Origin of the sequence: Agrobacterium burrii (assembly GCF_017313405.1) — a bacterium.
GTDB lineage: Bacteria > Pseudomonadota > Alphaproteobacteria > Rhizobiales > Rhizobiaceae > Agrobacterium > Agrobacterium burrii.
Window position 1 is genome coordinate 1 of record NZ_JAFLNA010000007.1, and the last position, 25,880, is coordinate 25,880.

19 protein-coding genes and 3 pseudogenes are annotated in these 25,880 nt (G+C 57.4%); 15 read left to right on the top strand and 7 right to left on the bottom strand.

The genetic code is table 11. From position 1 onward, the window contains the following. Nucleotides 1–530 precede the first annotated feature (530 nt). Nucleotides 531–1,352, top strand: a pseudogene (locus JZX89_RS14095) (DUF1206 domain-containing protein). A 533-nt stretch (nucleotides 1,353–1,885) separates the two neighbouring features. Here JZX89_RS14095 and JZX89_RS14100 read toward each other — a convergent pair. From JZX89_RS14100 to JZX89_RS14120, 5 genes are all read right to left on the bottom strand, one after another. Beyond that, the gene (locus JZX89_RS14100; RefSeq protein ID WP_207134418.1) at nucleotides 1,886–2,953 is read right to left on the bottom strand and encodes an alginate lyase family protein; all 1,068 of its coding nucleotides are present in this window, start codon (nucleotides 2,951–2,953) and stop codon (nucleotides 1,886–1,888) included. A gap of 678 nt (nucleotides 2,954–3,631) precedes the next feature. Next, complete coding sequence (locus tag JZX89_RS14105) at nucleotides 3,632–4,078, bottom strand: hypothetical protein (protein WP_207134419.1); 447 nt, start codon at nucleotides 4,076–4,078, stop codon at nucleotides 3,632–3,634. 23 nt (nucleotides 4,079–4,101) lie between these two features. Further along, nucleotides 4,102–5,241, bottom strand: a complete 1,140-nt coding sequence (locus JZX89_RS14110) for a site-specific integrase (RefSeq protein WP_207134420.1) — start codon at nucleotides 5,239–5,241, stop codon at nucleotides 4,102–4,104. Further along, on the bottom strand, nucleotides 5,231–5,647 hold the full coding sequence (locus JZX89_RS14115) for a type II toxin-antitoxin system VapC family toxin (RefSeq protein WP_111838628.1): 417 nt from the start codon (nucleotides 5,645–5,647) through the stop codon (nucleotides 5,231–5,233). Before JZX89_RS14115 ends, JZX89_RS14110 begins: the two co-directional genes overlap by 11 nt. Beyond that, nucleotides 5,647–5,886 (bottom strand): type II toxin-antitoxin system Phd/YefM family antitoxin, encoded by a 240-nt coding sequence (locus JZX89_RS14120; RefSeq protein WP_111838627.1) that lies wholly within the window; start codon nucleotides 5,884–5,886, stop codon nucleotides 5,647–5,649. The genes JZX89_RS14115 and JZX89_RS14120 overlap by 1 nt, the downstream gene beginning before the upstream one ends. A gap of 258 nt (nucleotides 5,887–6,144) precedes the next feature. On the opposite strand from JZX89_RS14120, the gene JZX89_RS14125 reads away from it, so the two are divergent. The 3 genes and pseudogenes from JZX89_RS14125 to JZX89_RS28895 form a co-directional block, all read left to right on the top strand. Further along, entirely contained in the window at nucleotides 6,145–7,782 is a 1,638-nt protein-coding gene (locus JZX89_RS14125; protein WP_207134421.1) for a TnsB C-terminal domain-containing protein, read from the top strand. After that, nucleotides 7,779–8,696 (top strand): TniB family NTP-binding protein, encoded by a 918-nt coding sequence (locus JZX89_RS14130; protein ID WP_183902755.1) that lies wholly within the window; start codon nucleotides 7,779–7,781, stop codon nucleotides 8,694–8,696. Before JZX89_RS14125 ends, JZX89_RS14130 begins: the two co-directional genes overlap by 4 nt. Beyond that, nucleotides 8,693–9,073: pseudogene (locus JZX89_RS28895) on the top strand (TniQ family protein); the annotation flags it as partial. The gene JZX89_RS14130 and the pseudogene JZX89_RS28895, both read left to right, overlap by 4 nt. A 143-nt stretch (nucleotides 9,074–9,216) precedes the next feature. Here JZX89_RS28895 and JZX89_RS28575 read toward each other — a convergent pair. Next, nucleotides 9,217–9,435, bottom strand: coding sequence for a hypothetical protein (locus JZX89_RS28575; RefSeq protein ID WP_246746709.1), 219 nt, complete (start codon nucleotides 9,433–9,435; stop codon nucleotides 9,217–9,219). 548 nt (nucleotides 9,436–9,983) lie between these two features. Here JZX89_RS28575 and blh point away from each other — a divergent pair. From blh to JZX89_RS14160, 5 genes are read left to right on the top strand one after another with little or no spacing between them, the layout of a single operon-like run. After that, on the top strand, nucleotides 9,984–11,282 hold the full coding sequence (gene blh, locus JZX89_RS14140; protein WP_207134422.1) for a bifunctional sulfur transferase/dioxygenase Blh: 1,299 nt from the start codon (nucleotides 9,984–9,986) through the stop codon (nucleotides 11,280–11,282). Next, on the top strand, nucleotides 11,273–11,620 hold the full coding sequence (gene bigR, locus JZX89_RS14145; RefSeq protein WP_183902758.1) for a sulfite-sensing transcriptional repressor BigR: 348 nt from the start codon (nucleotides 11,273–11,275) through the stop codon (nucleotides 11,618–11,620). The genes blh and bigR overlap by 10 nt, the downstream gene beginning before the upstream one ends. After that, nucleotides 11,617–12,027, top strand: coding sequence for a YeeE/YedE family protein (locus JZX89_RS14150; RefSeq protein ID WP_207134423.1), 411 nt, complete (start codon nucleotides 11,617–11,619; stop codon nucleotides 12,025–12,027). The genes bigR and JZX89_RS14150 overlap by 4 nt, the downstream gene beginning before the upstream one ends. After that, nucleotides 12,024–12,455, top strand: a complete 432-nt coding sequence (locus JZX89_RS14155) for a YeeE/YedE family protein (protein ID WP_183902760.1) — start codon at nucleotides 12,024–12,026, stop codon at nucleotides 12,453–12,455. Before JZX89_RS14150 ends, JZX89_RS14155 begins: the two co-directional genes overlap by 4 nt. Further along, on the top strand, nucleotides 12,452–13,234 hold the full coding sequence (locus JZX89_RS14160) for a sulfite exporter TauE/SafE family protein (RefSeq protein ID WP_183902761.1): 783 nt from the start codon (nucleotides 12,452–12,454) through the stop codon (nucleotides 13,232–13,234). Before JZX89_RS14155 ends, JZX89_RS14160 begins: the two co-directional genes overlap by 4 nt. A 73-nt stretch (nucleotides 13,235–13,307) precedes the next feature. Here the strand turns inward: JZX89_RS14160 and JZX89_RS14165 are convergent, their stop codons facing one another. Further along, entirely contained in the window at nucleotides 13,308–14,225 is a 918-nt protein-coding gene (locus JZX89_RS14165; RefSeq protein WP_183902762.1) for a recombinase family protein, read from the bottom strand. Between the two features lie 517 nt (nucleotides 14,226–14,742). On the opposite strand from JZX89_RS14165, the gene JZX89_RS14170 reads away from it, so the two are divergent. The 6 genes and pseudogenes from JZX89_RS14170 to JZX89_RS14195 all read left to right on the top strand — a co-directional run bounded on the left by JZX89_RS14170 (nucleotide 14,743) and on the right by JZX89_RS14195 (nucleotide 25,861). Next, entirely contained in the window at nucleotides 14,743–15,915 is a 1,173-nt protein-coding gene (locus JZX89_RS14170) for an RHE_PE00001 family protein (RefSeq protein WP_207134424.1), read from the top strand. Nucleotides 15,916–16,140: 225 nt separating this feature from the next. Then, complete coding sequence (locus JZX89_RS14175) at nucleotides 16,141–17,328, top strand: SIR2 family protein (RefSeq protein ID WP_207134425.1); 1,188 nt, start codon at nucleotides 16,141–16,143, stop codon at nucleotides 17,326–17,328. Nucleotide 17,329: 1 nt separating this feature from the next. Further along, nucleotides 17,330–19,981 (top strand): hypothetical protein, encoded by a 2,652-nt coding sequence (locus JZX89_RS14180; protein ID WP_207134426.1) that lies wholly within the window; start codon nucleotides 17,330–17,332, stop codon nucleotides 19,979–19,981. Nucleotides 19,982–20,302: 321 nt separating this feature from the next. Further along, nucleotides 20,303–20,511, top strand: a pseudogene (locus JZX89_RS28580) (helix-turn-helix domain-containing protein); the annotation flags it as partial. A 152-nt stretch (nucleotides 20,512–20,663) separates the two neighbouring features. Beyond that, entirely contained in the window at nucleotides 20,664–24,083 is a 3,420-nt protein-coding gene (locus tag JZX89_RS14190) for a DEAD/DEAH box helicase (protein WP_207134427.1), read from the top strand. After that, on the top strand, nucleotides 24,080–25,861 hold the full coding sequence (locus JZX89_RS14195; protein WP_207134428.1) for a phospholipase D-like domain-containing protein: 1,782 nt from the start codon (nucleotides 24,080–24,082) through the stop codon (nucleotides 25,859–25,861). The genes JZX89_RS14190 and JZX89_RS14195 overlap by 4 nt, the downstream gene beginning before the upstream one ends. Nucleotides 25,862–25,880: the final 19 nt, after the last annotated feature.

Sequence of the window (25,880 nt, forward strand, 5' to 3'; positions counted from 1 at the left end):
TCCCTCCTCCCTCCCTCCCTTCCCTTCGCGCATAGACTTTGACTGACCGTTTTTGTTGCCTGCCCTGCTAAAGATATTTTTAGCCTGCTGCCACGCGGCCATGAGTTGATGCCACACATAGGCATTGAAAGAATTACGTAGGCCGCAACTTTGTATCCAGCCAGATTAAGAGCTCTGCCTGGCGATCAGTTCTAAAAAGGCTATTAAAACAGATACTTATCGATGTGGTCAGCTGACCACGAAGATTATCTACTGTCTGCTGCCTTCCATATTGAAGTTTTTAAACCTCGCGCCAAGGCTCTTTGACCGGAAGACGCAGTTATCTAGTTCTTTTTCTATGAGATCATGGTCATGGGCGAATAAATCGCAGCTCAAATCGAACGGTGCGCATTGGGTAGCACGCGTCGGACGCTAAGAAAGTCGTAAACACGGTCCGTGGGGGGTCGTCTTATAGAACGACATTGTTATCGTCAGACAACCTTTTTGCACCTTCTGCGTTTCCTTGTCAGATATAGAGTTGGGGGAAAGTAATTGCTACAAAACTTCGTTTCGAGATGCTCGCAAAGTTTGGATATGCCGCCCGAGGTGTCGTGTTCTTTCTCGTCGCGATGTTGGCACCGTTCTCAGGCGTCGGAGGTCGACGACCCGAAAGTAAATCCGCGATAACGTCAATGCTTGATCAACCATTCGGAAAGATATGGGTTGGAATGATCGGCGCCGGCCTCATCTGCTTCGTTGCTTGGCGTTTGGCTCAGGCATTGGCAGACAGTGATGGGCATGGCAGGGACGTAAAAGGATTGATTATCAGGGGAAGCTTATTCGGTAGCGCAGTGACCTATATGGGACTTGGAAGCTACGCTTTGGGGCATTCAATCTTCGCGGCTGGCGGAGGCGAGGGATTAGGTGAGAAAGGCCTCGCGGCATGGATCATCTCTCAACCCTTTGGTTCTTATTTAGCCATCGCCATTGGTATCGGCTTGTTTGTCGGTGGCATCGTTACCATCCTCAAAGGTCTGACCCGCAAATTCGAGAAATACATCAGACTCCCCAACAGTTCATCTTGGCTCACCTATGTCTGTGTCTACGGTCTAGCGGCCCGTTGAGTTGTATTCGCTGTCGTTGGCGTGTTGTTTGCCTATGCAGGCTTTCAAGTAGACCCCGATCAGGCTGGCGGGATGGCCGACGCGTTGGAGTGGATGCGTCAGTTGCCTGGTGGCGCGATCATTTTTGTTGTCATTGGGGTAGGTCTCGCTGCATTCGGCGTTTATAATCTCGTAGCAGCGCGTTATCGGATGGTTAGTGGCCCATCGGTGGCAAGCGTAAAGCGCGCGGTCCGTAGCCCCTTCAACTAAGTACGGGATCTACTCTCAACTCACGTGCTGAGCTTTCACGGAACTCGCGCCGCTCTTTTTCTGCGTTGTGTCATTCAATTGTTTTACGGCGTTGACCTAAAACGTCTTCTCGCAGCATAATCGGGTAAAAACCTGGGTCGATCGTTCGACAATCCGTAAGTGTCTTGACGGAAATGCGCGGCCCTAGAACTGGAATATCTTGCGTGTGGTAGGTGCGGGTAAAATCTGTCTTCAGCGCATGCTTGCTCGATTGCTGAAAGAGAATTAATTGTCGGGAACTCTACCTCGCAGCCGTGGCATACCGAGTGCATCTACTGCACCATCAATCCTTCGCAGTCTGCATTTCTCGATAGGCGATGCGGCCAACCAGCGCGTGGGCGAGGTCACGCGCCTCGCCCTGCGAATGATAGCTTGTCTAGAAACGGCTGCAAAAATCACCGAAGCTCTGCATCCCAATCCGTCATTTAGCGCCCGCTCTAAAAGAGAGCCCGATTTAATTCAGACCTAACTTGCGCGAATCGGCAAAAATATAGCTAATGGCGGTACAATAAAGTCTGATTTCCGCCCAAAGGGGTGGCGATGAGAGGGCGCAACTTTAAGAGCTCGCGCTCCATAGGAGCCGTCCTCGGAAAGGCTCGATGATAGATTTCGAGAAACGCCAAATCTTGGGCTAAGGGCATCCCGTTCACAAAAGGTTCCTGCGCTCTGCCAGCCGCTAAGGCCATCGCTGCTGGGTCGCGGATCGACTTCAGCGTGAAATTGACGATTTTGCGCAGGGCGCCATCGCACATATCGTAAGCCGGAATGTCATTGGCCTCGGCAAACGCCGCTACAGGCACCAGCGCGTTCAGCGCAAAGAGGTGGTATTCGACAGCTTTCTTTCCGCGCTCAAGTTCCAGCGGCAATGCGCCTTGCGCGGTCGCGCCGCAGACACCGCGCTGGTACGTTTGCACAGACCAGTCAAGGAGGGCCTTGTCATCAGCCAAAGCCGCCACACTTGCTGAAGCGAGTGCGGCCCAGTAGGCATGGTTATTCCGCGACCCCTTGAGCCGATCGCGTGTGGCATCAAAGAATGCGTTGGTGGATGTCGCCAAATCAGTCATCCATCCAACGATGGTTGGAAAGCGGGGATCATTGCGCACAGCAGGTTCGACCTGCATCAGTGCGATGCTGAGCGCGGTGAGTGTTTGTGCACGTTCAAACTCCGCATTGGGGTTATCCATCTTGGACAAAGCTTTGCCATGCGCCCATGCATCCAGCCATGACAGCGTGCATTGCGCATCGGCAATTCCACCTCGCAACGTATAGCGGTTCGCCATTTTGACGACCTGCTGGGAAAACGCTCTAATAGGCTTCATCTGCTTTTTGAAAGTGCGATCAGCCTCTGGGTCGATCGTATCTCGCTGTGGTCCATCGCTGCCATATTTGGAGGTGATGGCAAGACTGACAATCGCTTCTGGTGGCGCAGCGCAATCCGATGACATTGCAGCATCGCTGGGAACGCGTTGCGGAAATGGTGCCATAATCTCAGCAGATGCGAGCGATTGGATTGTGAGGATGGCCATAACCATTGCAACGATGCCAGAGATGGATGTGTTCATTGGCGTATCCAGTTCAGCTCTAAGACGGTCAGTTATTGGAGACCTTTGTGTCCATGATGAGGGCGTGTGCTGTCCCCGCGGCTATCGATCAGGTGGAATCCTTCAGACTGAATCAAGGCGTTGCAATAGACCAATGGTGCGCTCAGCCTCCGCACTAGAATCCTCGCGCAACGCATCTTCGATGACTGCTTCAAAGGGGGTAAGTGATGGATTGCGCTTTGGCCGTAGCAGAAGAGCAGGTGAAAGGAGCTGGAACCGTACCGAACCCGATTTCTTCCAAATGCTTTGGCGGCCAACTAACCTCACGTCGCCACTCGAACGCTTTGCGTACATCTTAGGCCAAGCCAAGAAAAGAGCCGTCCTTGTCGATGACAAGCGGCGATTCACGTCATGCATGACCTAATGTAGCCATGTCAGGGACGTGTAGTCTCCAACGAGCAGGATGCTGGCGTGGTTTTTGAGCAAGATGTAGGAAGAGAGTTATTCAGACTGTTCCTTTCCATCGACCAACAAGGGCTCATCAAGCGGTCCATGGGTCGATAATTCTATTGCTAACCGTTCGAAATCTTTGTGTTGCGCGTCGCAAGGGTCAACTGATGAGCAACGGCTGCCACGTCGCAGGATAGGAAAAATTTGCGCCAGCCGCGATGTCCGGTGTTGGCGCAAAATTGATTGGCCTCACCGAGGTGTAATGGGTTTGTTTTCAAAGCGAATTCGAAAGTTGCGACGTTGGAAATCTTCTCTGAAACAGACGAAAATCAGTTCGAGATCTTGCAAAGCGTCTTTCCGTCCCAGGAGACTTAACGAAGCTACGATGACGCCGTTATAGCCGCGTGTGATACGAAACGCTGCATTGCGCATCGCAATGGCTTCAGGATCTCCACGATCCTCTCGACGGTCATAGACAACCCAAAACCGGGCCGCTTTCCACGTCATTTCCAGCATTTCCCTCACTGTTGCGAGGAACTCTTCAGCACTCATCGAGGGTCCCCAAGGCAGAGGCGTCTCGCCGTCATCGTCGGCGACACTGAAATAGCCGTCGTATTCGCGACCGGTGTTCAGCGCTTCTTCGATCTTTGCAAACGCCTTGTCTTCCGTGATCGTCGTTTTGAAAAGAATTGTCATGTACTAAGTTCCGGGCCTTTCCGTCACAGCATTCGTGCGGCGCGACCGCTGCGCCGTGTGGCATTGTTGTAGTAGCTGGATGCCTGCTGAACGGAACGATGGCGTGATTGCTCCATAGCCTCGGGGAGGGGAATGCCACTGTTCGCTGCCTCCGTCAGATATCCGGACCGCAGGCCGTGAGCTGAAAACTCCGCAGGCTCCAGCCCAGCCAGTACCACACGCTGTTTCAGGATCGCATTGATGGCGCCCGGCTCCAGCGCATGTTTCGACAGGTTTCCCCAGCGATCGATCTTGCGGAAAATGCTTCCGCTGTCGATCCTGGCCACCGAAATCCATGCATTGAGCGCGTCCACTGGCCGGCCCGTCAAATAGACAACGTCATCGTTTTCACCTCTGGACGTTTTTGTCCGGCCGAGGTGAATCGAGAGCGAGGGGAGGGGACTGGCGCTGTCGACCACAATTGGCACCTCGACGGTCAACTGCTCCTTGCGCAGCCCAGCGATTTCGCTGCGCCGACGACCACCGGACGCAAACGCCACCATCAGGATTGCCCGGTCACGGACGTCGCGCAGGCTGTCTGACACGCAGGTCGCAAGGAGCTTTGCCAGAACATCGCCAGTCACCGCTTTTGCGCTTTTGCGTTTTCGCGGACGCGGCGTGGCCCGGACTGCCAGTCGGATCGCCTGCTTGAGGGCAGGGGAGGAAAACACCCCTTGATGACCGCGCCACTTCGTCAGCGTCGACCAACTTGCCAGTCGTCTGCGGACCGTATCGGGAGCGTGAGGGCCAACAGATTTCAGAAACCCTTGCTCCCGCAGAAGACGATCGACGTTCTGTGGCATGCCGTGATCATGATCACTGATACGCTTTTCGGGATCCCACAGATGATGAGCAACGAATTTGAGCAGAAGTGCTTCAGGTGCAGGCCAAGGTAGCGACGCACCTGTAGCCGCAATCGACCATGCCTGAAGATAGGCAAGGTCTGACGTGAGTGCCCGCAGTGTGTTGGCACCCATGCCCTGATTGACCAGATGGCGAAGTGTTTCGATATCCTGATCGGTCAGCAGTTCAGCAAGTTCATCTCGACGTTCAAGCGGCAACACGGCCGCTATGGTATCAAGTTCTTCCGCCCGCGCAGAAATCGTCTTATCATTAGTCGCCATGGGCGAAGGGTCCCAAAATCCGGACATCTTGCTTTCGAGCAGCTACAGCAAGTTTGCGGTCCAGCGTGGCGAGTGGCAAGCTTCTGTTCATGGCGAGTGCAAGATAGGCAGCGTCATAAGCACTGAGTGTATGTTTGCCCGCGAGCAGAAGCACCAGTCCATCACCGCCTATCCCCGCATCTTCCAGCGGCAGCCGTCTGATCCGCTCCATTCCAACAAGTGCATCGCCTGCCCCGATGCGACCGCGCCGCTCTGACATTGCCAGAATGTTTCTGATTTCAAACCAAAAAAGGGATGGTATAGGGCAGGGTGCTGTTATCGAGCCGATGACATCTTCAGCCTCTGTGGAAAACTCTTCGGGCAAAAGCCATGCGGCTGCCATGGACGCATCGATGATAAAACTCATCAACGACGACCTTCATCGCGCCACGATAAAATTTCGTCATGTGTCGATGGCATCGCCCGTGATCGCGCAGCGCGCACCTCGTTCATCAGCAGTTGCAAATCGCTTTCCTTACGGATCTTCGACATGCGAACGATCGGGTCGTTGCCACGCGAAATAATCACATCCTCACCGGCTTCGACACGCACCAGCAGTTCGGACAGATGTGCCTTGGCTTCAGATACTTTGACGGTGGTGCTCATGGGGCTCTCCGATGAAACGTTTCGTTTTAAAATACGGTTCTTAACCGATGTTGTCGGCATTCTTAATCGAGTGGATTCTATCTCACTGATTTCTCAGGACAAGGGGTTTTCCAATTTCGCCGGACTCGCCCTAATTCTCCGGACTCCTTCGTCACTTAAAGTGCTGTCGCGGCTCTGTTACGATCCCGCGTCATCTTAGCTGTCGATGTAGTCGGCGCAAAGCTCCACTTGAACCGTGACGGGATGGGGAGATATAGGATGAACAAAAGACCCGATAAAATGGTGGCGACTGAGGTCGCTTGGACGAAGGCGGTCACTCGCGAAGCGCTGATCCGGCCGCTGGCAGCGGCGAAGCGTATACCAGCGCTCGGCCTTGCACGAGTGTGCCGGGAACTTGGGTTGAAGCGGTCGCGTCTCTACGAACTGATAGCCCTTTATCGAGTGGCGCCGGTAGCCAGCTCGCTTCTTGATGGCGTGGCGGGTCAAGAAAAGGGAGGCCGTCGACTGCGTGACGATGTCGAAGAGACCATCGAGGTTGCAATCCGCGACACCTATCGAAGTCGCGAACGGCCGACTGCGAAGGCACTTCATGACCGCGTCCGCCAGCTGTGCCACGAGGCCGGTATCCCCACACCTTCCTTGAAAGCTGTCAGAGGTCGAGTCCATCAAGCGGACCAAAGGGGGCTTTATAGAGATAGGGAGGGAGCCACGGCCGCGCGCCAACGGTTCGCACCGGTTGTCCGGGAATATACTGCAGACTATGCATTTCAGGTCGTGCAGATCGACCATACGCTCGTAGATCTCTTTATCGTCGATTCTTTCCATCGCCGCCCTTTGCAAAGGCCGTGGCTGACACTGGCCATCGATATCGCAAGCCGGATGGTGGCCGGTTTTCATATCAGTCTGGAAAGCCCTTCATCGACATCCGTTGCCCTCGTCGTTCAACAGTCGGTCTTGCCGAAGGAACCGTGGCTCGAAGATCGGCGTATCAAGGCCGATTGGCCGGCCCATGGCCTTCCGGATATCATTCATCTCGACAACGCTCGAGAGTTTCATGGCAAAGCTCTCGTTCGCGGGGCAGCAGAACACGGAATTTCCCTTGTTCATCGTCCGGTTCGCCGTCCGCATTACGGCGCGCATATCGAACGGCTGATCGGCACCATGATGGGGGCGGTGCATATGCTGCCGGGTTCGACCTCAAGCAACGTCGCGGATCGCGGGTCTTATGACTCCGAGAAACATGCAGCGATGACCTTGGATGAGTTGGAGAGGTGGCTCACACTCGAAATCACAGGCCGCTATCATGCCGATCTTCATCGCAGCCTGGGCGTGCCTCCACGGCTGGCCTGGGATGACGGCCTTGCTGATCGGCCATACGCGTTGAGGCTTCCCCATGATCCTGGCCAGTTCCTGAAGGATTTCCTGCCGTTTGAAGAACGGTTCGTCCGTAGAGACGGGATCCATCTGTTCGGGCTTCGCTATTGGGACGATGTGCTTAGCCCATGGGCCGGCCGGGGCCAGCGGGTGCGCGTCAAGTACGACCCCCGAGACCTGTCGCGCGTTCAGGTAGAAGGGGCCGACGGCTTCGTCTGGACGGTTCATTTCGCTGATCTTCGGCGCCCGCGTATCACGCTTGGTGAGCATCGTCTGGCCTTGGCTGCATTGCGAGCAAAAGGCGTCCGGGCCGTCAACGAAGAGCTGATCTTTTCGACGATTGCCGAGCAGCGGCAACTTTTGGCGGACGCTGCGGTGAAAACACGAACCGTGCGCCGGAATGCAGAGCGGAGCGAGCGCGCATTGTTCGCAAGTCGGGGTTACGACGCTCTTCCCGTCGACCAGCCCAGTCCAGAAATTTTCGAGGATCTGCCACCATTGTCCGTGGAGGAGTGGTCATGACAGCATACGAGCACCTGCAGCCGGCGTATCGCCAGTATGCCGATCTCGATACCGATGAGCGCATCGCCTGGCTGCGTGCGGATAGATGGCTTGAGACTTCGCAAGCAACGACGGTGATCAGGCGGCTAGAGGATCTTCTGTCTTACCCTCCGCGCGACCGGATGCCCTGCCTTCTCATCTATGGCGAAACCGGTATCGGCAAGACCAAGATCATTCGGAAATTCCTACGTGATCATCCGCCTCGGTTCGACCGGAGCACAGGCGTCACGACGATGCCTGTCGTTGCCATGCAGATGCCGGCCGAGCCGATCGAGCGCGATGTCTATGGTGAGCTGCTGAATGCACTGGGCGCGCCAGGTCCCCAGTACGAAGCCGCATGGCGCCTGAAGGCCATTTGCCGAAGCATGATGCGTGACATGGGCGTTCGGATGCTGATCATCGACGAGATCCACGCTGTCCTGACCGGCACATTTCGCCAGCAGCGAATATTCCTCAACGTCATCCGGTTCCTGGCTAATGATCTGAAGGTGCCTATGATCTGTGCGGGGACGGACCTTGCCCGACAAGCCCTTCTAACAGACCAACAGCTCGCCGAGCGGTTCGATGCTCTTCATCTGAACCGTTGGTCCAACGACAAAAATCTGGCCCAGCTTCTGTCGAGTCTGGCCGGAATTCTCCCCCTCAGGGAACCATCCGATATAGGCACTGCCGCAGTCCGCCAACGTGTCCTTGAGTTGACCGACGGTGTAACGGTCAGGATTTTCCGGTTGATTGAGACCGCAGCGGTCGAGGCCATCCGAAGTGGTAACGAGCGCATTGCCATCGAAAGCTTCACCGGTGGCGAGCTGGTTTTGCCCCTGATCTCGATGACGCGATACTCGGAGCGGCAACTGCAGAGACGGATTGCCCGGTGAGGACGACACCGCTTTTGCCGCTGGCACCGCGGCCATATGGCGACGAACTGATCTCATCGTGGCAGGCGCGGGTTGCGGCAAGGTATTCCCGGCAAAGTGCTGATATTGAAGCTTGGCTGGGCCTCGACAGCTCAACCGATAACGATTTCGATCCAGACCCGACAAGTGTTTGGAGATGGAGCCGCGCTTGCAGGATCCGACCTGCCGTCGTCGAGGCGCTCGCACTTTCCCGGAATGCTGCCTCACTTGGTTATGTCCGGCAGTCCAGATGGCGCGGCATATGTCCCGCCTGCCTGGAGGGCGATCGGCGAAACGGCCGCGATCAGTATCTTCGCAGACACTGGTCGCGCGCTGAGACCGTTGCTTGTAGCATCCACCGCGTTCGCCTCCGCTTCTCCTGTCTGAAATGTTTAAGGCGATGCGACTTCCGGTATGAATACCGGGACGGGTTGGCCGAGCTGATTTGCTCCGGCTGTATGAGAGCTGTGTCGCGTGCCCCACCGTCGCATTTTGAACTCCGTTACGCCGGCCTGCTGATTGCGACGATGGAGGCGATCGACGATGCGGAGAAGGGGAGGGGCGAGACAAAGCTTGCCGACATTCGAAAGGCTATCCGCTTTCTCTGGAGCGGTTCTGTGAACCACGGAAGACCCGAGATCACTTTTTTCGGCGTCCAAGACATAAAAGGGCCGGCTTCCATCCCGGTGAACGTGGATGCGCCGTTGACGTGCTTGTCCATGACATGGCGGTCCAGCACTCTCCTGACGATGGCGCAGATGCTGGATATCAGCAGCGCACAATCCGAGTTCGGCCCTCCTAGCGATTGTTTGACGTTCGCTTTCCAGCAGTTTGAGAAAAATATAACTTCGAGTCAGTCCCTGACTACTCGGTCATCTACGGGGAAAAAAAGCAGAATCGATCTTCCGCCTCGATCCAACAGTAAATATTTTAGAGCTGTCGCCGCGATTACGAAGGATCCGAGGTGGCACGCCATTTCGACGCTTAGGGGACGCCAACGCTCAATCGCGCTCTCGCGACTAGCTCGTAGTCTTTTGGATCTCCTCGAGGGGTGACGCGCTCTCTTGTAATCGCCCTGTAAAACTGCTGCTTCCGTCGTTATTCGGGGTCCGGTCGGCGCGACGCGGCGTCGAGAAAGCTCCTCTGGGGTCGGAGGGCGTCTCTCTGCTCCTGAGTGTGCTGCGACGATCAGGTCACTTGGGGGACTTGAAAGATAAACATTATACGTTATATTATAATGTATAATGTAAATGGACTAAGGAGTCAGTCATGTCCGTGATCAGGATTTCAGAGAAGCTGTCGGTCTCGCCGCAGCCAAATGCCGACGACATCAAGTCCCTTCGTCGCCAGGGTTTCGCGACGCTGATCAACAACCGCCCGGACGCCGAGGACGCCGCCCAGCCCGGCACGGACGTGGAAAGCCAGGAAGCCGAGCAGTGCGGCCTGTCCTACGCTTATGTCCCGGTCACGCTAGGTACGATCACCGAAGCCGACGTCCGTGCCTTTCAGAAGGCGGTCGATGCGTCCGAAGGCCCGGTGTTCGCCCATTGCAAGTCGGGCACGAGGTCCCTCACCCTCCATTTAATCGGCGAGGTTCTCGACGGGCGAATGGCTGCCGAAGACGTCGTTGGGTTCGGACTTGGCCGCGGCTTCGACACCAGTACCGCTAAAGCCTGGCTCAAGCAGAACGCTGAGCGGTGCCCGCAGGTGAAGGGCTTCTTCGACAAGCGTACCTGGAGCGTCCAGTATGTCGTGTCCGATCCCGCGACCGGCAAGTGCGCCATCATCGATCCGGTGTTGGATTTCGACGAGAAGGCCGGAGCCACTGGCACCATCAATGCCGACGCGATCCTCGACTATGTCCGGCAGAATGGCCTGACCGTCGAGTGGATCCTCGATACCCATCCGCATGCTGATCATTTCTCCGCGGCCCACTATCTCAAGGAGAAGACTGGTGCCAGAACCGCGATCGGCGGACGCGTCGTTGATGTTCAGAAGCTCTGGAAGAGGATCTACAATTGGCCCGAGCTTGCCACCGACGGCTCGCAGTGGGACCACCTTTTCGCACACGGCGAAATGTTCAAGGTCGGCTCCATCGACGCGAAGGTGATGTTCTCGCCCGGTCACACGCTCGCCTCGATCACCTACGTGGTCGGCGACGCGGCGTTCGTCCATGACACGCTTTTCATGCCCGAGAGCGGCACGGCGCGGGCAGACTTCCCCGGCGGAGACGCCCGCGTCCTGTGGAAATCGATCCAGGACATCCTCGCCCTCCCGGACGACACCCGAATCTTCACCGGACACGACTACCAGCCGAACGGTCGCGCTCCGCGGTGGGAAAGCACGGTGGCCGAGCAGAAGAAGTCCAACGAGCATCTTGCCGGAGTGACGGAAGAGCAGTTTGTGGAGCTCCGGAGGAGGCGTGACAAGACGCTGCCGCTGCCGAAGCTCATCCTGCATGCGCTGCAGGTAAACATCCGCGGAGGGCGTCTGCCGGAGCCTGAAGCGAACGGCAAGCGCTACCTCAAGTTCCCGCTCGATGCATTGCAGGGAGCCGCATGGGAATGAACACCGATTTAAGGAAAATGATGAAGGCACGGCTCTCTCCCGCCGAGATGGTCGGCCGGGCCGGAGAGGTCGCCGATCTCCTGAAGACGTTGTCCCACCAGTCCCGTCTCATGATCGTGTGCACGCTGGTCGAGCGCGAGTTCTCGGTCGGCGAACTCGAGGAAAAGCTCAACATCCATCAGCCGCATCTTTCGCAGCATCTGACGGTGCTGCGGAGCTCCGGAATTGTCGAAACCCGGCGGGATGGAAAGCAGATCTTCTACCGCCTGACCGAGGAGAAGGCCGCACAACTGGTCTCCGCGCTCTATGACATCTTCTGCGTAAAGGAAGAGACATGAACATCTATCTCCAGTCGCTGAGCGGCGGCATGCTGATCGGCGCATCCGCGGTCATGCTCCTGCTTCTGAACGGCCGGATCGCCGGCATCAGCGGCATCGTCGGCCGCCTTGCCCAAGGCATCGGCTTGACCACCAATCTTGCGTTCGTACTTGGCCTCCTGCTCGGGCCGCTCGTCTACCTGCTGGCGGTCGGTAACTGGCCGACCGTCGAGATCACAGCGGGCTGGCCGATGATCATCGTCGCCGGACTGCTAGTCGGCCTCGGTTCGCGGATGGGATCCGGATGCACCAGCGGCCACGGCGTGCTGGGCCTTGGCCGCCTCTCTCCACGATCCATGGCCGCCGTCGCCACCTTCTTAATCGCGGGGGTCATCGCCGTCACCATTCTACGAGGCCTCGGATTATGAATAGGACCATCTATCAATTCGGCGCCGCCCTCGCCTCTGGCATTGTCTTCGGCTTCGGCCTGTCGCTCTCCGGCATGCTGAATCCCGCTCGCGTCCAAGGCTTCCTCGACGTCTTGGGCAACTGGGACCCAAGCCTTGCCTTCGTTCTTGGCGGCGCCGTCGCTGTCGCCTTCATCGGCGTACAGGTGATGAAGAAGATGCGCCATCCTGCTTTCGACGACAGTTTCCATGTGCCCACAAACCGGACGATTGACGCGCCGCTGGTCATCGGCTCGGCCTTGTTCGGAATCGGCTGGGGGATCGGCGGCCTCTGTCCGGGGCCGGCTGTCGCTTCCCTGTCGGTCGGCTTTCCCCAGACGGTGCTGTTCGTCGTCGCCATGCTGGTCGGCATGATACTTTACGACCGGATTTGGAGCGGAAGGACATGAGCACTTCCGTTCTCGCGGCCGTCGGATCTGGCGGGATCGTCGGCTTCATGCTCGGCCTTCTCGGCGGCGGCGGATCCATTCTGGCGACGCCGCTCCTGCTTTATGTCGTCGGCGTCACGCAGCCTCATATCGCGATCGGAACCGGAGCGCTCGCGGTTTCGGTGAACGCCTTCGCCAACTTCGCGAGCCACGCTATAAAGGGCCACGTCTGGTGGCGGTGCGCAGCCGTCTTCTCCTTGCTCGGCGTCTTCGGCGCGCTTGCCGGCTCCAGCCTCGGCAAAGCGATGGACGGAGGCCGCCTGATCTTCCTGTTCGGCGTCCTGATGGTCGTCGTGGGCGCCCTGATGCTCAAGCCCAGGAAGCCGACGTCCGTAAAAAGCCGGCCGGTCGACCTCAGGATGTGCTTTGTAACCGCAGCTGTGGCGCTTGCAGCCGGAGCGGCATCGGGTTTCTTCGGGATTGGTGGCGGCTTCCTGATCGTTCCCGGCCTGATGCTGGCGACCGGGATGCCGATGATCAACGCGATCGGCACGTCGCTCCTCTCCGTCGGAGCGTTTGGGCTGGCGACCGCGTTGAACTACGCGGCGTCCGGGCTAGTGGACTGGTGGCTTGCCATGGAGTTCATTGGTGGAGGCGTAGCAGGCGGCCTTTTCGGCACGATGCTGGCAACTCGACTGAGCGCCTACAAGAACATACTCGACCGTCTGTTCGCGGCGCTCATCTTTGTCGTCGCAGGTTACATCTTCTACCGGAGCTTGGCATCTACGCCAGCAGGGTGATGCTGCACCTACATCGACACGTGGTGCTGCGTTGTGGAGCCGACGCGTTGACTTAGCACTCTTTGAGACTCCGTCAGCCCCGAAGAAGCCCGAAGCGAAACGCCTCGTCCATGAGCGCTTTTACGGACGAGGGTTGCCATTTCCGGCCGCCGCGAACCGGACGCTCTCCCATCTGATCCAACTGCGCCGCGATGTCGCGCAGTGTCAAACTCGGATCGGCGATAGCGATTGCTGCCACCAGCTTCATATGGTGATCGTCTACTGGTCTGCGAGGGGATCGCGCCAACAGTTCAGGGTCCGCGAGCTTTTCGCGAACCATGCGATGGACAGCACGGCGTAACCGCTCGACAGTCCAGTCGTGGCCCTTGCGGTTAAGGACCAGGACGACATTGTCCCAGCTATGCTGTGGGCGTAGTCGCTTCACCATCGGAAGCCAGGTCTGCGCCGAGGTGATCAGCTCGTCGAGATAAAGCTGGTTCTTCGCAGCGGCCGCAGTCCGTATCGCCTCAGGGCGTCGCTCGCGAAGGCCCGGATTGCCTGCAATCCGGCCGCGTGCCTTGGCAGCCTTCATACCCGATTTCGTTCGCTCCGCTATGAGCGCACGCTCAAGCTGGGCGACGGCGCCCAGGACCTGTAGCGAAAACATACCCTGAGGCGTCGACGTGTCGATCGGATCGCGCAGCGATCGGAAATGGACGCCACGTTCCTCAAGGTCTTCGATGACATCAAGCAGATGACTGACGGATCGTGCCAACCGGTCCAGTCGCACGACGACGAGGACGTCGCCGGTGGTCAGCTCCCTTAGCAGTCTGGCGAGAACTGGTCTGGCACGAGAGGCACCTGAGCCGTGCTCCTGATAGATCCGGTCGCAGCCCCCCGCGCGCAGTTCATCGACCTGCGCATCGTGGAGCTGGTCCTCTGTAGAAACACGCGCATAACCCATCAAGCGCCGCGGCAGGGGAGGGGCTACACGTCTCGCTGATTTTGCCATGGATATTCGGCTCGATTCTGGCATTTTGTTCAAATAAAGAATGCGTCGATAAACGGTCCTTTGCAAGCGTGTTTTATGGGTGATATGCGAGTCCGTAGACCGCGATTTATGACCATTCACTGGTGTCTGATCATCCAGTTACTCGAACGCGCGCCAGCGGCGATCTGAGGCGGAAACGCCAGGATGTAAGGCTTCTGAGCGCATAACGTTCGCTGATCGGCTCCCGGACGGACGACGCCGACCGAAATTTTCTTCGGAGCCTGCGGCGACTGCGCCTGTGGTGAGCGGGCAAAGCGCGAAGAGCGCGTTGAATCCACCGGATTAGGGCGAAATAGGCCAGAAATCGCCGGAAATGTGGGGAATCCGCTGAATCAGGATCGCCGACAGATGTGGTCAACCAGAGAGTCTGATTACCATCGATAAGAGGTACTTATCGATGGTTATAAACACGACCCAAAACCGTACCATGTGACGGACAGCAAATTGTTACTGGTGTCCGTTTAATAAATCATTTACCATGATTTCAATGGTTTACGATCTTGCAAAATTACCCCTCTCAAGCCTGTTGCGGCCGATTTCCGACGCGGCTTCCGCATTGTCCCGTCTGGACGAGCGGATCGCCCGTTCGCCGGTCGGAGACGGCTTTGTCGAACGCACGCATTTCACCGATGCCTGTGCCTCGTTGTGGATAGATGGCGAGCTCGTCCATCTCGAAGACCTCGTTCTCCATGACGCGACCAAAGACATTCGCGCCCCGACCCACGAACTCACCATCGCTCGCGACGTGTTGCGCATGCGCCGACGCATTGTCTTACAGTTGCCCGGCTGGGCGCTGTCATCCAACGGCCTCCGTAGTCTCCGCGGCCACAACGTCTTCGCCGGGGCGCCTGCAGCATCTTTGGGTGATGAGACACCGGACGCGGATGATGACGCTGTGCCCGACACTGCCAACGGAGCAGGGGAGGGGAACGAGGACAAAAATGAGAGCGCGCTTGTCGACGAATTTGCAGCCATCGACGCGTTGCTCGCCCGCTCGGACGCCGCTATCAAGGATGCCACGCGACCTGCATGCGTCGTCGGCAACCGGGCGACGGCTAGCCGTCCGGCCGAAAAAAATCCGATGATTTATGATCTCGACTGGGATGAGGATGAGCGGCTGCAGGACTGGCGCGGTGTCGTGCGGCAGGCCGAAAATTTGCCGCCGGTGCTGCAGACGATCATCGCCCTCGATGCCTGGAACACTTTGGAAGTGCTGCAGCATGCGCCCTGGCTCGGCCGGCTGTTGTCCGCCTCCATCCTGCGTCAGGCCGGCATCACGTCAGGTGCCCATCTTGCCGCGATCAATCTCGGCCTGAAAACCGTCGCCGTGGATCGCCGTCGGCATCGCGATCGGGAAACGCGACTGCTGGCAATTGCCCATGGTTTTTTGGCGGCCGCAGAGCTCGGGCTTAAAGAACATGACCGGCTGGCGCTGGCGAGAACCATGATGGAACGCAAGCTGGTCGGGAAGCGGACGTCGTCAAAACTCCCAAAAATGATCGAGCTCGTGATGGCGAAGCCGTTGGTGTCGGCCGGGATGATCGCCAAGGAACTTGCGGTTACGCAGCGGGCGGCGCTGCGGATCGTCGAGGAGTTGGGTCTGCGGGAGATGACGGGCAGGGGGAGGTTTCGGGCGTGGGGCATCTTGTGAAGGCTTGGAGGCGACAGGATGGCAGAACCGCGGGAGGGGCCCCTTCTCTCCCCGTCATGTTGGTAGGACTAGCCGCAGCTGTGCCGCTGCATGTGCCGTGGCAATCTGTCTTGGGCCGGGCTCGTCCCGAGTTGCTCCCTTCAAAAATATTTTCAATTCCCGGGAGTTGCTGCGGATTTCTCTTTAAATTAAAGAAATTAGAGGGATGGGTGGTTCGGGGGGAATATGTCGGGCGAAGTGTTACTCGGGAAAGGTCTTCCCAGTTTGCCAGAAGACTTGCTACTCGCGCGAGATCGAGGCGACGTCCTATTCATCGTAGGTGCAGGCGCATCCTATCCAGCCCCATCCTCACTGCCTGATTTCGGAGGCCTCGTTGCTGACATTTATCGGAAAGTCGATCCGACAGTCGCGGCGGCCATAGACACGATTTGGACCACTACGGGCGCGACTTGGGAAACCGCTCCCGGTATTCTTTCAGACGCACAACGCACTGAATTGAAGTTCTTCTGCCAACGCGAATACGACGTTGTTCTGGGAATGCTAGAGCGGCGTCTCGACGGCGACCCGAGCGAAGAAAGCACGATGCGACGGGCGGCGCGCGAGGTGCTGGCGCGAACGACCTCACCCAACCCGATCCACAGCGCACTCATTCACCTAGGGCAACGGTTCGGTCAAACACTTCTGGCGACGACTAACTTTGATCGCCTCTTGTCAGAGGCTGCCAAAAGCGAGCGCGTGACCGCCACGTCATTCGCGCTCGGCGAAATTCCCAATCCAAGCCGAAGGACGGACTTCGGCGGCGTCCTGCATATCCATGGAAAACTTCGATGGAAAAGCGAGAAGGGGTCAGCACTCATACTAACGGACCAGGACTTCGGGGACTTCTATCTGCGGCGGCATCAGATTACGTCCTTCCTCTATGATGCTGCACGAATCTTCCATCTGGTTCTTGTTGGTTACAGCGCGAATGACTCACCGGTCCGATATCTCCTCAATGCGATCGCCGGCGACGAACGGCATTTCAATGACCTAAAGCCTCGCTATGCATTTGTCGGATGTGAACCCTCAGACGCGCGAACACCGACGGAATGGCGGGCACGCGGAATAACCCCAATTCCATATGATCGCGCCAACGGTCATCGAGCGCTAGGGGATCTGCTCGTGCGGTGGGCCGACCTCGTGCCGGGAAAGCGCAGCCGGGCATCGGTAAACGCCTATCTAAAGGAACTCTCTCTGCTCGATCCCGAATCGCCAGACGGGTCCGCCGGGCAATCATTCCTGAAATACTACGTGCGACGCTCAACGCCGAGTGAACAAACCGATTTGGCAAAGCTCCTTTCTAAGAACGGTTGCTCACCAAGGTGGCTTGCATTGTTGAACGAGACAATCCGGGAAACTGGGAGGACACGCTGATATGCGCAGACCGAGAATATCCGACACTGGAGATCGTGTCCGCCAATCCACTTGGGCCTTCGCGGATGGCCGCCTGGAGGATCTAGCCGTTCTTGAGTGGGCGGCCGGCTTGTCGACGAACCATGAGGCGGAACGTGGTTCGCTGCGTGATCTCTTCGGTCACCGAGTGAAGGATCTTGCTGAACCCTATGCTCTCGCATGGCGTTGTGTATTCGAATACTGGCAGAGGCCTGACACTGAGAACAATCACGAGAAATATCTAATCAAGCGTGAGCTCAAACAGGGCGGGACGCAGCGGGAGATCATCCAACTCGTCGTCGAAGCCATCAGACCGTCACTCAAAATCGAGACATCCAGGCGATACCACGCCCTTTCCGGGGAGAAACCGCCTGAAAAGCCGACGCTTCTCCGGCATCTCATCTGGGCATCGATTTCTAGCGGGGACCGCCTGACACCAAACGATATCGGTCTCGAACAGATGTCCGATCGCAATTTTCTCTTCGAACTGGCCGTGGCACTCAACGCCGCCCTGCTTTCGGGACTTAATCTCGGACGTATGATCGGCTCCATATCTGAAAGTATGGATATTACTAACTGGCAGGTGCAACGCGTCTATTATGTTCCGCCTGCGCAGTATGTTGCCGGTGGCGGTGAGCCCGACAGACACCGCGACGGTTTCGCGCCTGTGACGAAGCTGATGTTCGCAGTCACGGAAAAGCTTGCATCTATCGATGCGTCAGCTGCGCGACGCATCGTGTCGTGCTGGGATACCAGCGAATGGAAGCTCTACAGGCGCCTCTGGGCGGCGGCGGCGCGCAACCCGGACCTCGTTTCGGCTGAAGACGTATCCACTTTCCTTGAAACGGTCGAAGATTCGGAATTCTGGCGACCGGGGACCTTTCCAGAGATCGCCGAGGTCCGCGCAGTGCGTTGGAGCAACCTTTCTGCAGCGAGCGCAGCCCGTCTGGAGCAACGTCTGTTGAAGGGGGAACCGCTAAAGCTCATTCCAAAGTCGGTCGACAAGGCAGACAGGGTAGGTTTTCGGCGGCACCGTATACGCATTGAGTTGCAACGTATTCAAGCGGCAGGAGGACAGCTGTCGAAAAAGGCGATCGATTGGTTGGACAAGGCAATTCAGCAGGATGGAGCGGAGCCAGAAGTTAACCTCACTTTCGGATTCAGTGAGGGCGTGCGCATGTTGCGCGGCGAACGGAGCATTCAACCGTCCTTTGACTCCGTTCCAAGCGCAAAGTTGCTTGACGAGCTTGCCGGCATGATTGGGGATGGCGGCTGGGACGACCGGACCCAGCAGGCATCAGACTACATCGCTCAACATCCGAGCGACATTCTCGCCCTGCTCGAAAAGGCACCGGATTCCGTAGTTTCGGCTAAAGTCTGGCAGGCTTTCGGCTATGGCTTCAGGCCTACCGATCTCAATACGGGGCCGGACTCGGCCTCCCCAGAAGACCAAGCAAAAATTCCGATTGCCGTACGAGCCTGCCAGGCGATCGTCAATTTAGGACCTGTCGTACTTAAACGGGCGATCGACGGGCTGGCATCGTTCACGAACGGCTGGGATAAACTACTTCAGCGCCGGGACGAATTCATTGCCGCGTGGCTTACGCTTTGGCCGATTGCCGTCACCGCGACAAACGAGAATGCCGACGTCAGCCAACCGCTAGCCGACCGAGCCTATGCATCGCCGGTCGGCCAACTTTTGTTCGCATTGAGCGGTTGGCCTACCGTAGGGGCGGGCGATCAAGCCTTGGCTGCCGGCCCATGGCCGCAGATCCTGTTCGCTATCGCTAAGGCGACTGGCGAAGCTCGCCTGGACGCACAATATTTTCTGACCCGAGACATCGGGTACTTTTATACCGCTGATCCGGCCTGGACGAGAGCGAACCTGATCGAGACCTTAAAAATGGCCGAGCCCAATGATGAGGGGGCGTTGGAGTTGTGGGGCGCGTTCGGATCTGGAGGTTTACCGGGACCGGAAGTCCTCACCGAACTTGCCGAGCCGCTCGTTGCGGCCGCGATCTCCAGTGAATTACCGGCGCAGGTGAGGGGCGAACTCACCCAACAGGTCATCCTTTCTGTTCTCTTGAGCGCCCGCGATCAGCAGCCGCCTCCCATCTCTATCAATCTTGCTCAGCAGGTGCTCAGGATGGGTGGCGACACTGTTCGTCGCGAGGCAATCAGGGCAATGCACGAATTTCTTGAAATCGGTGACGACGCGGAGATTGCCACGCGCTTCGAGTTGGTGGCGTCGGCTTTCCGTAATGTCTGGCCGAAGGAACTCACGCTCAACTCTCGCCAGGTTTCGGAGGGGTTGGCAGAGCTACCTGCGGCAGCCGGACCCTATTATGCCGAAGCAGCGGAGCTCGTGCTACCATATCTGACGCCCTTCGATTGCTGGTCAATGTACGACTACGGCGTTTTGGACAAGAATTCGGTGGACGACAAATACGCTGTAATCGATGATCGAACGAAAGCCGCATCTCTCCTTGCAATCTTGGACAAGACGATCGGCGACGAAGAGGGTGCAATTGTTCCAAATGGGCTAGAAAGCGCTCTCCTCCACATCGCTAAGCTTGCTCCGAGGCTCGAGAAGGATGTTCGATATCAGAGGCTAGTGACTCTGAGCCGTCGCTAGGATTTCGCGCCTTCCGTACTCCCCCCGACATCTACGCTCAGCACCCATTGTACTGCGAAATTTTTGAAATCCGAGGATTATTGTCGTTGATTTGGTATTGGTGCCGATCGCTATCCACGGCAACGCAAGACGCCGCCGGTTCGCGAGAATTTGTCTGAGCGCCTAGCCGGACCCTCTCGGGTGCGGAAAGACGCCAAGTCATTTCAGCGATTTCCAGCAGCATGCACCAGGACGACGATCCTCGCCCTCGACAGCACCGCCTTTGCTCGGGCCGGCTGTTTGGTACCTCGATCCTGCGTGAAGCGGACACCACCATCAACCCGCACCTTATTTGAACGGAAACTGAAGGGATGGCGGGCCTCTTCGAAATTGCCGGAGCTTGTGCAGCTCGTCTTAGCGACTGCCTCTGGTGTTGCCGGGGATGGTGGCAAGTCGCACGCTCGACGTTGCGTCGCGCGCGTCGCGGCGGATCGTTTTGGAGCCTGATCTGCGCGAGATAACGGGCAGGGAGAGTTAGGGCGTGGGGCGTATATTGTTGCGATTCTGCTCGGTTGCACTGCGTTTCCGGATATTGCAACGTCAGGTTATTCGATAAGCTATCTAGGTAGTCGAATCGATTCCCCAACACAGCTTCCCACATTTGGAGCTGCTTCTGGCTATCCTATGGGAGAAGTGTAAGCGCATGGCAGGACTGAAAGGCACGAAGAGCAAGCCTCTGGACGCGATTTACCGTTTTTCGGAGGATGGTTACGCTGGCGACCCTGCATCCTGGACGTCACACCTCCGATACGCGACAAGCATTAGCGATGGTGAGCAGTATCTGGTCCGGCTCTTTAGAAAAACCGGAACGGAGATTGATGGTGATCTCAGGCATCTACTCGACAGGGGACTTCGTCGTGTTCATCGTGTGCTGACGTCAAGGCGAGCGCGAGATGTGCTCGTGGAGGTTATCGAGCTCGTTGAGGACGAGCACGAGATTGGCGTTGTTATGCTTCGACCTGGTGATCCTCTATCAGCATCCAGTTATAGAGCCAGGATGCGAGCCCAGCAGCTTTTAACCACGGCCGGCCGTCAGATCTTTTGGCGTAACATGCAACGCATCGCCGAGGCGCTTTCATTATGTCACGATGCAGGCATAGTGCACGGTGCTATCAATCTACATACAATTTTCTCCCACAACGACGATGTCCCTGATTACCGTCTGGGCGGGTACGAGTCGTGCGTCCAAATTGCGGAAAGCGATTTTGACGCGGGACGCGAAGGACTGCGCAACACAAACATTGTGTCGTTCCGACAAGATTGGGTGGATGTCGGCAAAGCTGCCCGTTCGATCCTCGGCATGGGTGGTACGTCTGCTCCAATCTTGTCGAGCATTGAATTCAAGATGCTTGACCGGCTGGCGAACCCGCCAGTTTTCCAGCTCTTTGACGGACGGACTGTTTTACGAGAGATCAAAGACGTCATCGAAGAGCTCGATCGCGTCGGTGTTGGTAGTGAAGGTGAACTCGTTCTGTATCCCAGCCGGCAGGTTATGCTGAGCGACCTCCCATCTTTGACTTCCGGTACTATCCCCGCATCTGAAGCAGAGCGCGTTCTTCGGTTCGCAGCCGACGATCTCCTCGGTCCAGAGGTTCGAGCTGTACCGATGAGTTCTGGCTCCATAAGGCTAGTGACTGACATTGCGACCTACATTGTCCGGCCAGAAGAGGGACGGATCGGCACCATGACAGCTGCGTCGAAGCGTCGTAGTGACGACCGGGTGGCGGACGCCTTCGAAATTAAACAACGCATTCACTTGGCGTCCAACCGGGTGGGCGCCCAAGAACGCGCGAAGAGGTCGGGGCTTGCAGCGATCGGCTGGGCTGAAATTGCCAGCAAGAAAACGGCGGCAGGAATGCGCGACGACCCTCCCTCGTGGTACGCGCTGATTTTGCTGGAAGCTTATTCGCTCCTGAGGCAGCAGTTTCACATCTATCCCGTCGAGGTCGTTGCTGCGCCAGATGCCTCCACCAAGCACCTGGTCTGGGTGACGCCCCGCGAGGACGATCCGCGGGACGAACGACGTCGGCGAATGGAACTTCTTGAATGTGCCAAAGCTCTCGAGCGCGAGCTGTATCACGATCAAGGCGGAGCCGACTGGACGCTGGCTTCGTCCGATGCTCTTGCTGGAGCTCGAGAGCGACAACCGGAACTGTCGTTCGAAGCAGCCGAGACTGTTGGCGGGGCGCGGCTTTATGCTTTTACATCAAGCGAGCAGGTGCTGCCCGGTCAACACCTTTATTTGCGGCCACGCAAGGACGTTGGCCTAGAACAGGCCGTAAGACGCCGTCTCCAGAATATTGTCGCCGCACGCAGCAACGTCGAATTGCTACGAGCAATCGATGATCCCGCACAGGTCGCGATGGACGAAGCCCTTGTCGAAGTCGCCGCCCCAGGGCAGGCGCCGTCTGACATGGATGCTTCCAAAGTAAAAGCCTGGGCATCAATTGCTGCGGGAAAGTCGATCAGCGTGATCGTCGGCCCGCCGGGCGTCGGCAAAACATTCCTGATCTCGAAGCTGGTGGAGAGCATTCACCTGCCTGCAAAGCGCTCGCGTATTCTTATTGCCGCGCAGAATCACGAAACCCTCGTGAACATGGAACACGAGCTCAAGGATGTTCTGCCTCCTGACATTGCGATCGTCGTCCGTGTTGAACGTTCCAAGGGCGGAGCCGAAAGTGCCTCACTTCGGGCACGATCGATGGATGTCTTGTGCGGCATCCAAAAAACAAGCGACCTTGATATCATGGCGGCGCAGTTCCGGCAGATCGAACAGACACTGCAGCCCGCCCAAGGCGAGGGTGCTATCGCCGAACGCGTTCTTCCCGATACAGACGCCCTTCTTTTGCGCTCGTCGAATGTCACACTGGCGACGACATCGTCGCACGTCATTGAGGAGATGATTGCCAACGGTGAGCAGTTCGACTGGGTGTTCGTGGAAGAGGCCGCTCGAGCGAACGGCTCGGAGCTCATTGGAGCGCTACTTCTCGGAAACCGTAGGGTCATCATAGGCGACCATAAACAACTTTCGCCATTTGAAGCGTTGGAACGCCAGAAGCTGTACGACGCGCAGAAATCAGACGAGATGTTGAAGGACGCCCGCAAACAGCTAGAAGCTTTCGCGGATCTGCCTGCTGAAGTTGATCAGGCCCTTGAGGTTCTGGAAACTGACGAAACGCTGCGTGTCGATGTTCTTGGTATGGCTATCCGGCTAGAAGAGCCATTTTTCTCCATCGCGGCCCGTGAGGAAGAGCGTGAGCAGGCAAATGGCTACCCAAGCTCGATCGCCGCAACGCTTCTGGAACAAAGCCGAATGCATCCCGCGATATGTCGGTTGGTCTCGAACACGTTTTACCAGGGCAATCTGGTACCGACAAAGCGCGTCATAGATCGAAAATTGACGCTCGGTTCGATGGCTGGGCTTCCGACGAGCCCTGTGGTTGTCCTAAACGTTCCTGCGCTCAGCATGGTAAAAAGGCGTGCCTTCGAGGAAAATAGAAACGGTTCATATGTCAACCTTACGGAGTGCTCCGTTTTGATCGATGCAGTAAAGCGCGTCCGCCCTCAGCTGGACCACAAGGGCAATAGACCCACCTTGGTCTTTCTCGCGCCCTATTGGGCGCAGGTCAAACAATTGGAACGAATGCTGAGTTCATCGCTGAACACGCGCGATGGAACTTTGTTCGGCTTCGACAGCCCTCGAAAAGACGGGAGGTTCGTTTACACCTCCGACAGTTTCCAAGGCGGGCAGGCGGATCTTGTTGCGGCAAGCCTCGTCCGCAACAATACCCTTGTCGGTGGGCGAGCACTGGGGCATGTCAGAAGCCCTCAACGCATGAACGTCTTGTTGAGCAGAGCAAAGCAGAAGTTGATCCTCGCTACTAGTCTGACATTTCTCGGTGATGCAGCCGAGGGAACCGATCCCGACCACGTGGGTGGCCAGCTAGGCTTTGTACGCAAGATGATCGAGGAGCTGAACAAACTCGGTGAAACGCAGTTCGAAGGCGTCGGCCCGGGCGCGACGATCGTCAGCGTCGACGATGCAGGGAAGTTGGCCCTATGAAACTCCATATCGCAGCTTGGCACTACAGGGCGCGCGCAATTATTCAGCGAGTCTGGGGATGGAGCCCAGTCGAGGAGATGGTGCTTCTCCGGCTTCACACCGTCCCGGGCACGATCGAGGGTATAGCGGCGTCACTGTCATTGCCTGCCCAGATTGTGGAGGCGACAGTCGCGCGCCTCATGCAGTTCGGTCTCGCCGAGATACAGTTATCTCCCGCCCCACTATTCACAACCAGTGCCGTCGGCAAGGAACTGGTGCATACCGACCGACCGCTGCCTGAGCGAACCGAGGAACGCGAAGTCAGCATAAGTCTCGTCTATGAGAGGGCAGGCCATTCCATATTCCGCAGAAAGGACGTCAAGTTGGAGACGAACCCTGGCGGATCGTCCGTCCGGATCGTTGGTTTTCCGACCGACGATCCGCCCGAAACGGATGACACGATGGCGGGGAGGGTGCAGGCACTGGTCGCGGGACAGCTACGTCCGGGGGAATGGATGCGCGGTGTCAGGACGATCAATTCGGTTATTCAGAAGACCTTTGTCGTTTTTGACCTAGACGAAGTGAGGGACGGGCTCTTTCCGGAAGGGGCGAGCGATGACCTTCGACGCTTCTTTGGTGAGGTCCTCGAGACTGGACAAGCGCCACAATTGGCAAACATCTCGCGCGAGGTCGAGCCATCGGCCTTCGAGACGCAGTTTGAGCCGAACAATTTTATCGTCGGTTCGGATGAGCATCTCGACCGGTTCGAGAAAATTGCCGACGACGCCCGTCACGAACTTTTCGTCCTTTCAACCTTCGTCGCCGCTGCAGATGACGAGAAGTGTGACGAGAAATGCCGCGAGAACCGCGAACGGATCATTCAGGCGCTGGAGCGCGCTGTACAACGCCGGGTGCACGTCCATCTTTTCTATGGGACCACTCTCGATGAACGCTCAAAGAATGCAAACGCCATGGAAGCCCTGCGTGTCAGGCTAAATGGAAAGAATCTCACACGCGGGTATGTCCAGGTCCATCGCGATCCGGTGGCGAGCCACGCAAAGTTTCTCGCTGCTGATGACGGGCGAGGGGGCGCGGTGGTATTGCTCGGTTCCTGCAACTGGCTGTCGTCGCCCTTCAGCGCTGTCGAAGTTTCCGCTGAGGTCCGTGAGGATCTGGCCGTCGCCAATCTTCTCGATATTTTCAGAAGGATCGTTGGCCCTCTTTCGGAGGCACGCCGTTCAGTGGAGGCGCTCAATTTTATCTCGGCCGATCTCAGGCGAGGGAAGCGGAGCCTAGCAGCCGCGACAGACCCCGTACAAGCGGCGCCGGCGGTCATGACAATCCTTTTGGCCCACGAACATGAACGCGTGCTCCGATCTGCTGCACATGATGCCGAACACCGCTTCGTCTGTTGCACCAACCGCGCCGGTGCAACGATGGTACCCGGTGTGTTTAACCCAGCCTATGTCGCGGGTCAGAGAATAGGCGATGTCCGGGTCTATTACTCCCGACGCTCTGGACCAATCAAACCTCGACACATCGCGCGGCAACGTCAGCGGCTGATCGGGCTGGCAAGCATTTTTGGGGTGCGCGACCCCCAACTTCACGCAAAATTCCTGGCGTGGGGCGACGACGATGTGATTGTCACCAGTATGAACTGGGCTTCGCAGTCTGGCTTGGCGGAGAACCCGTTGGACGAGATTGGTCTTCGAATAAACGGCGAAGGATTGGCCAAGGCGTTGCTGAAGAAGTTCGAGGCCTTGTTACCTGTCGATGCTCGAGGACAACAAAGGGCATGAGCAGCCAAAATAGATGCGT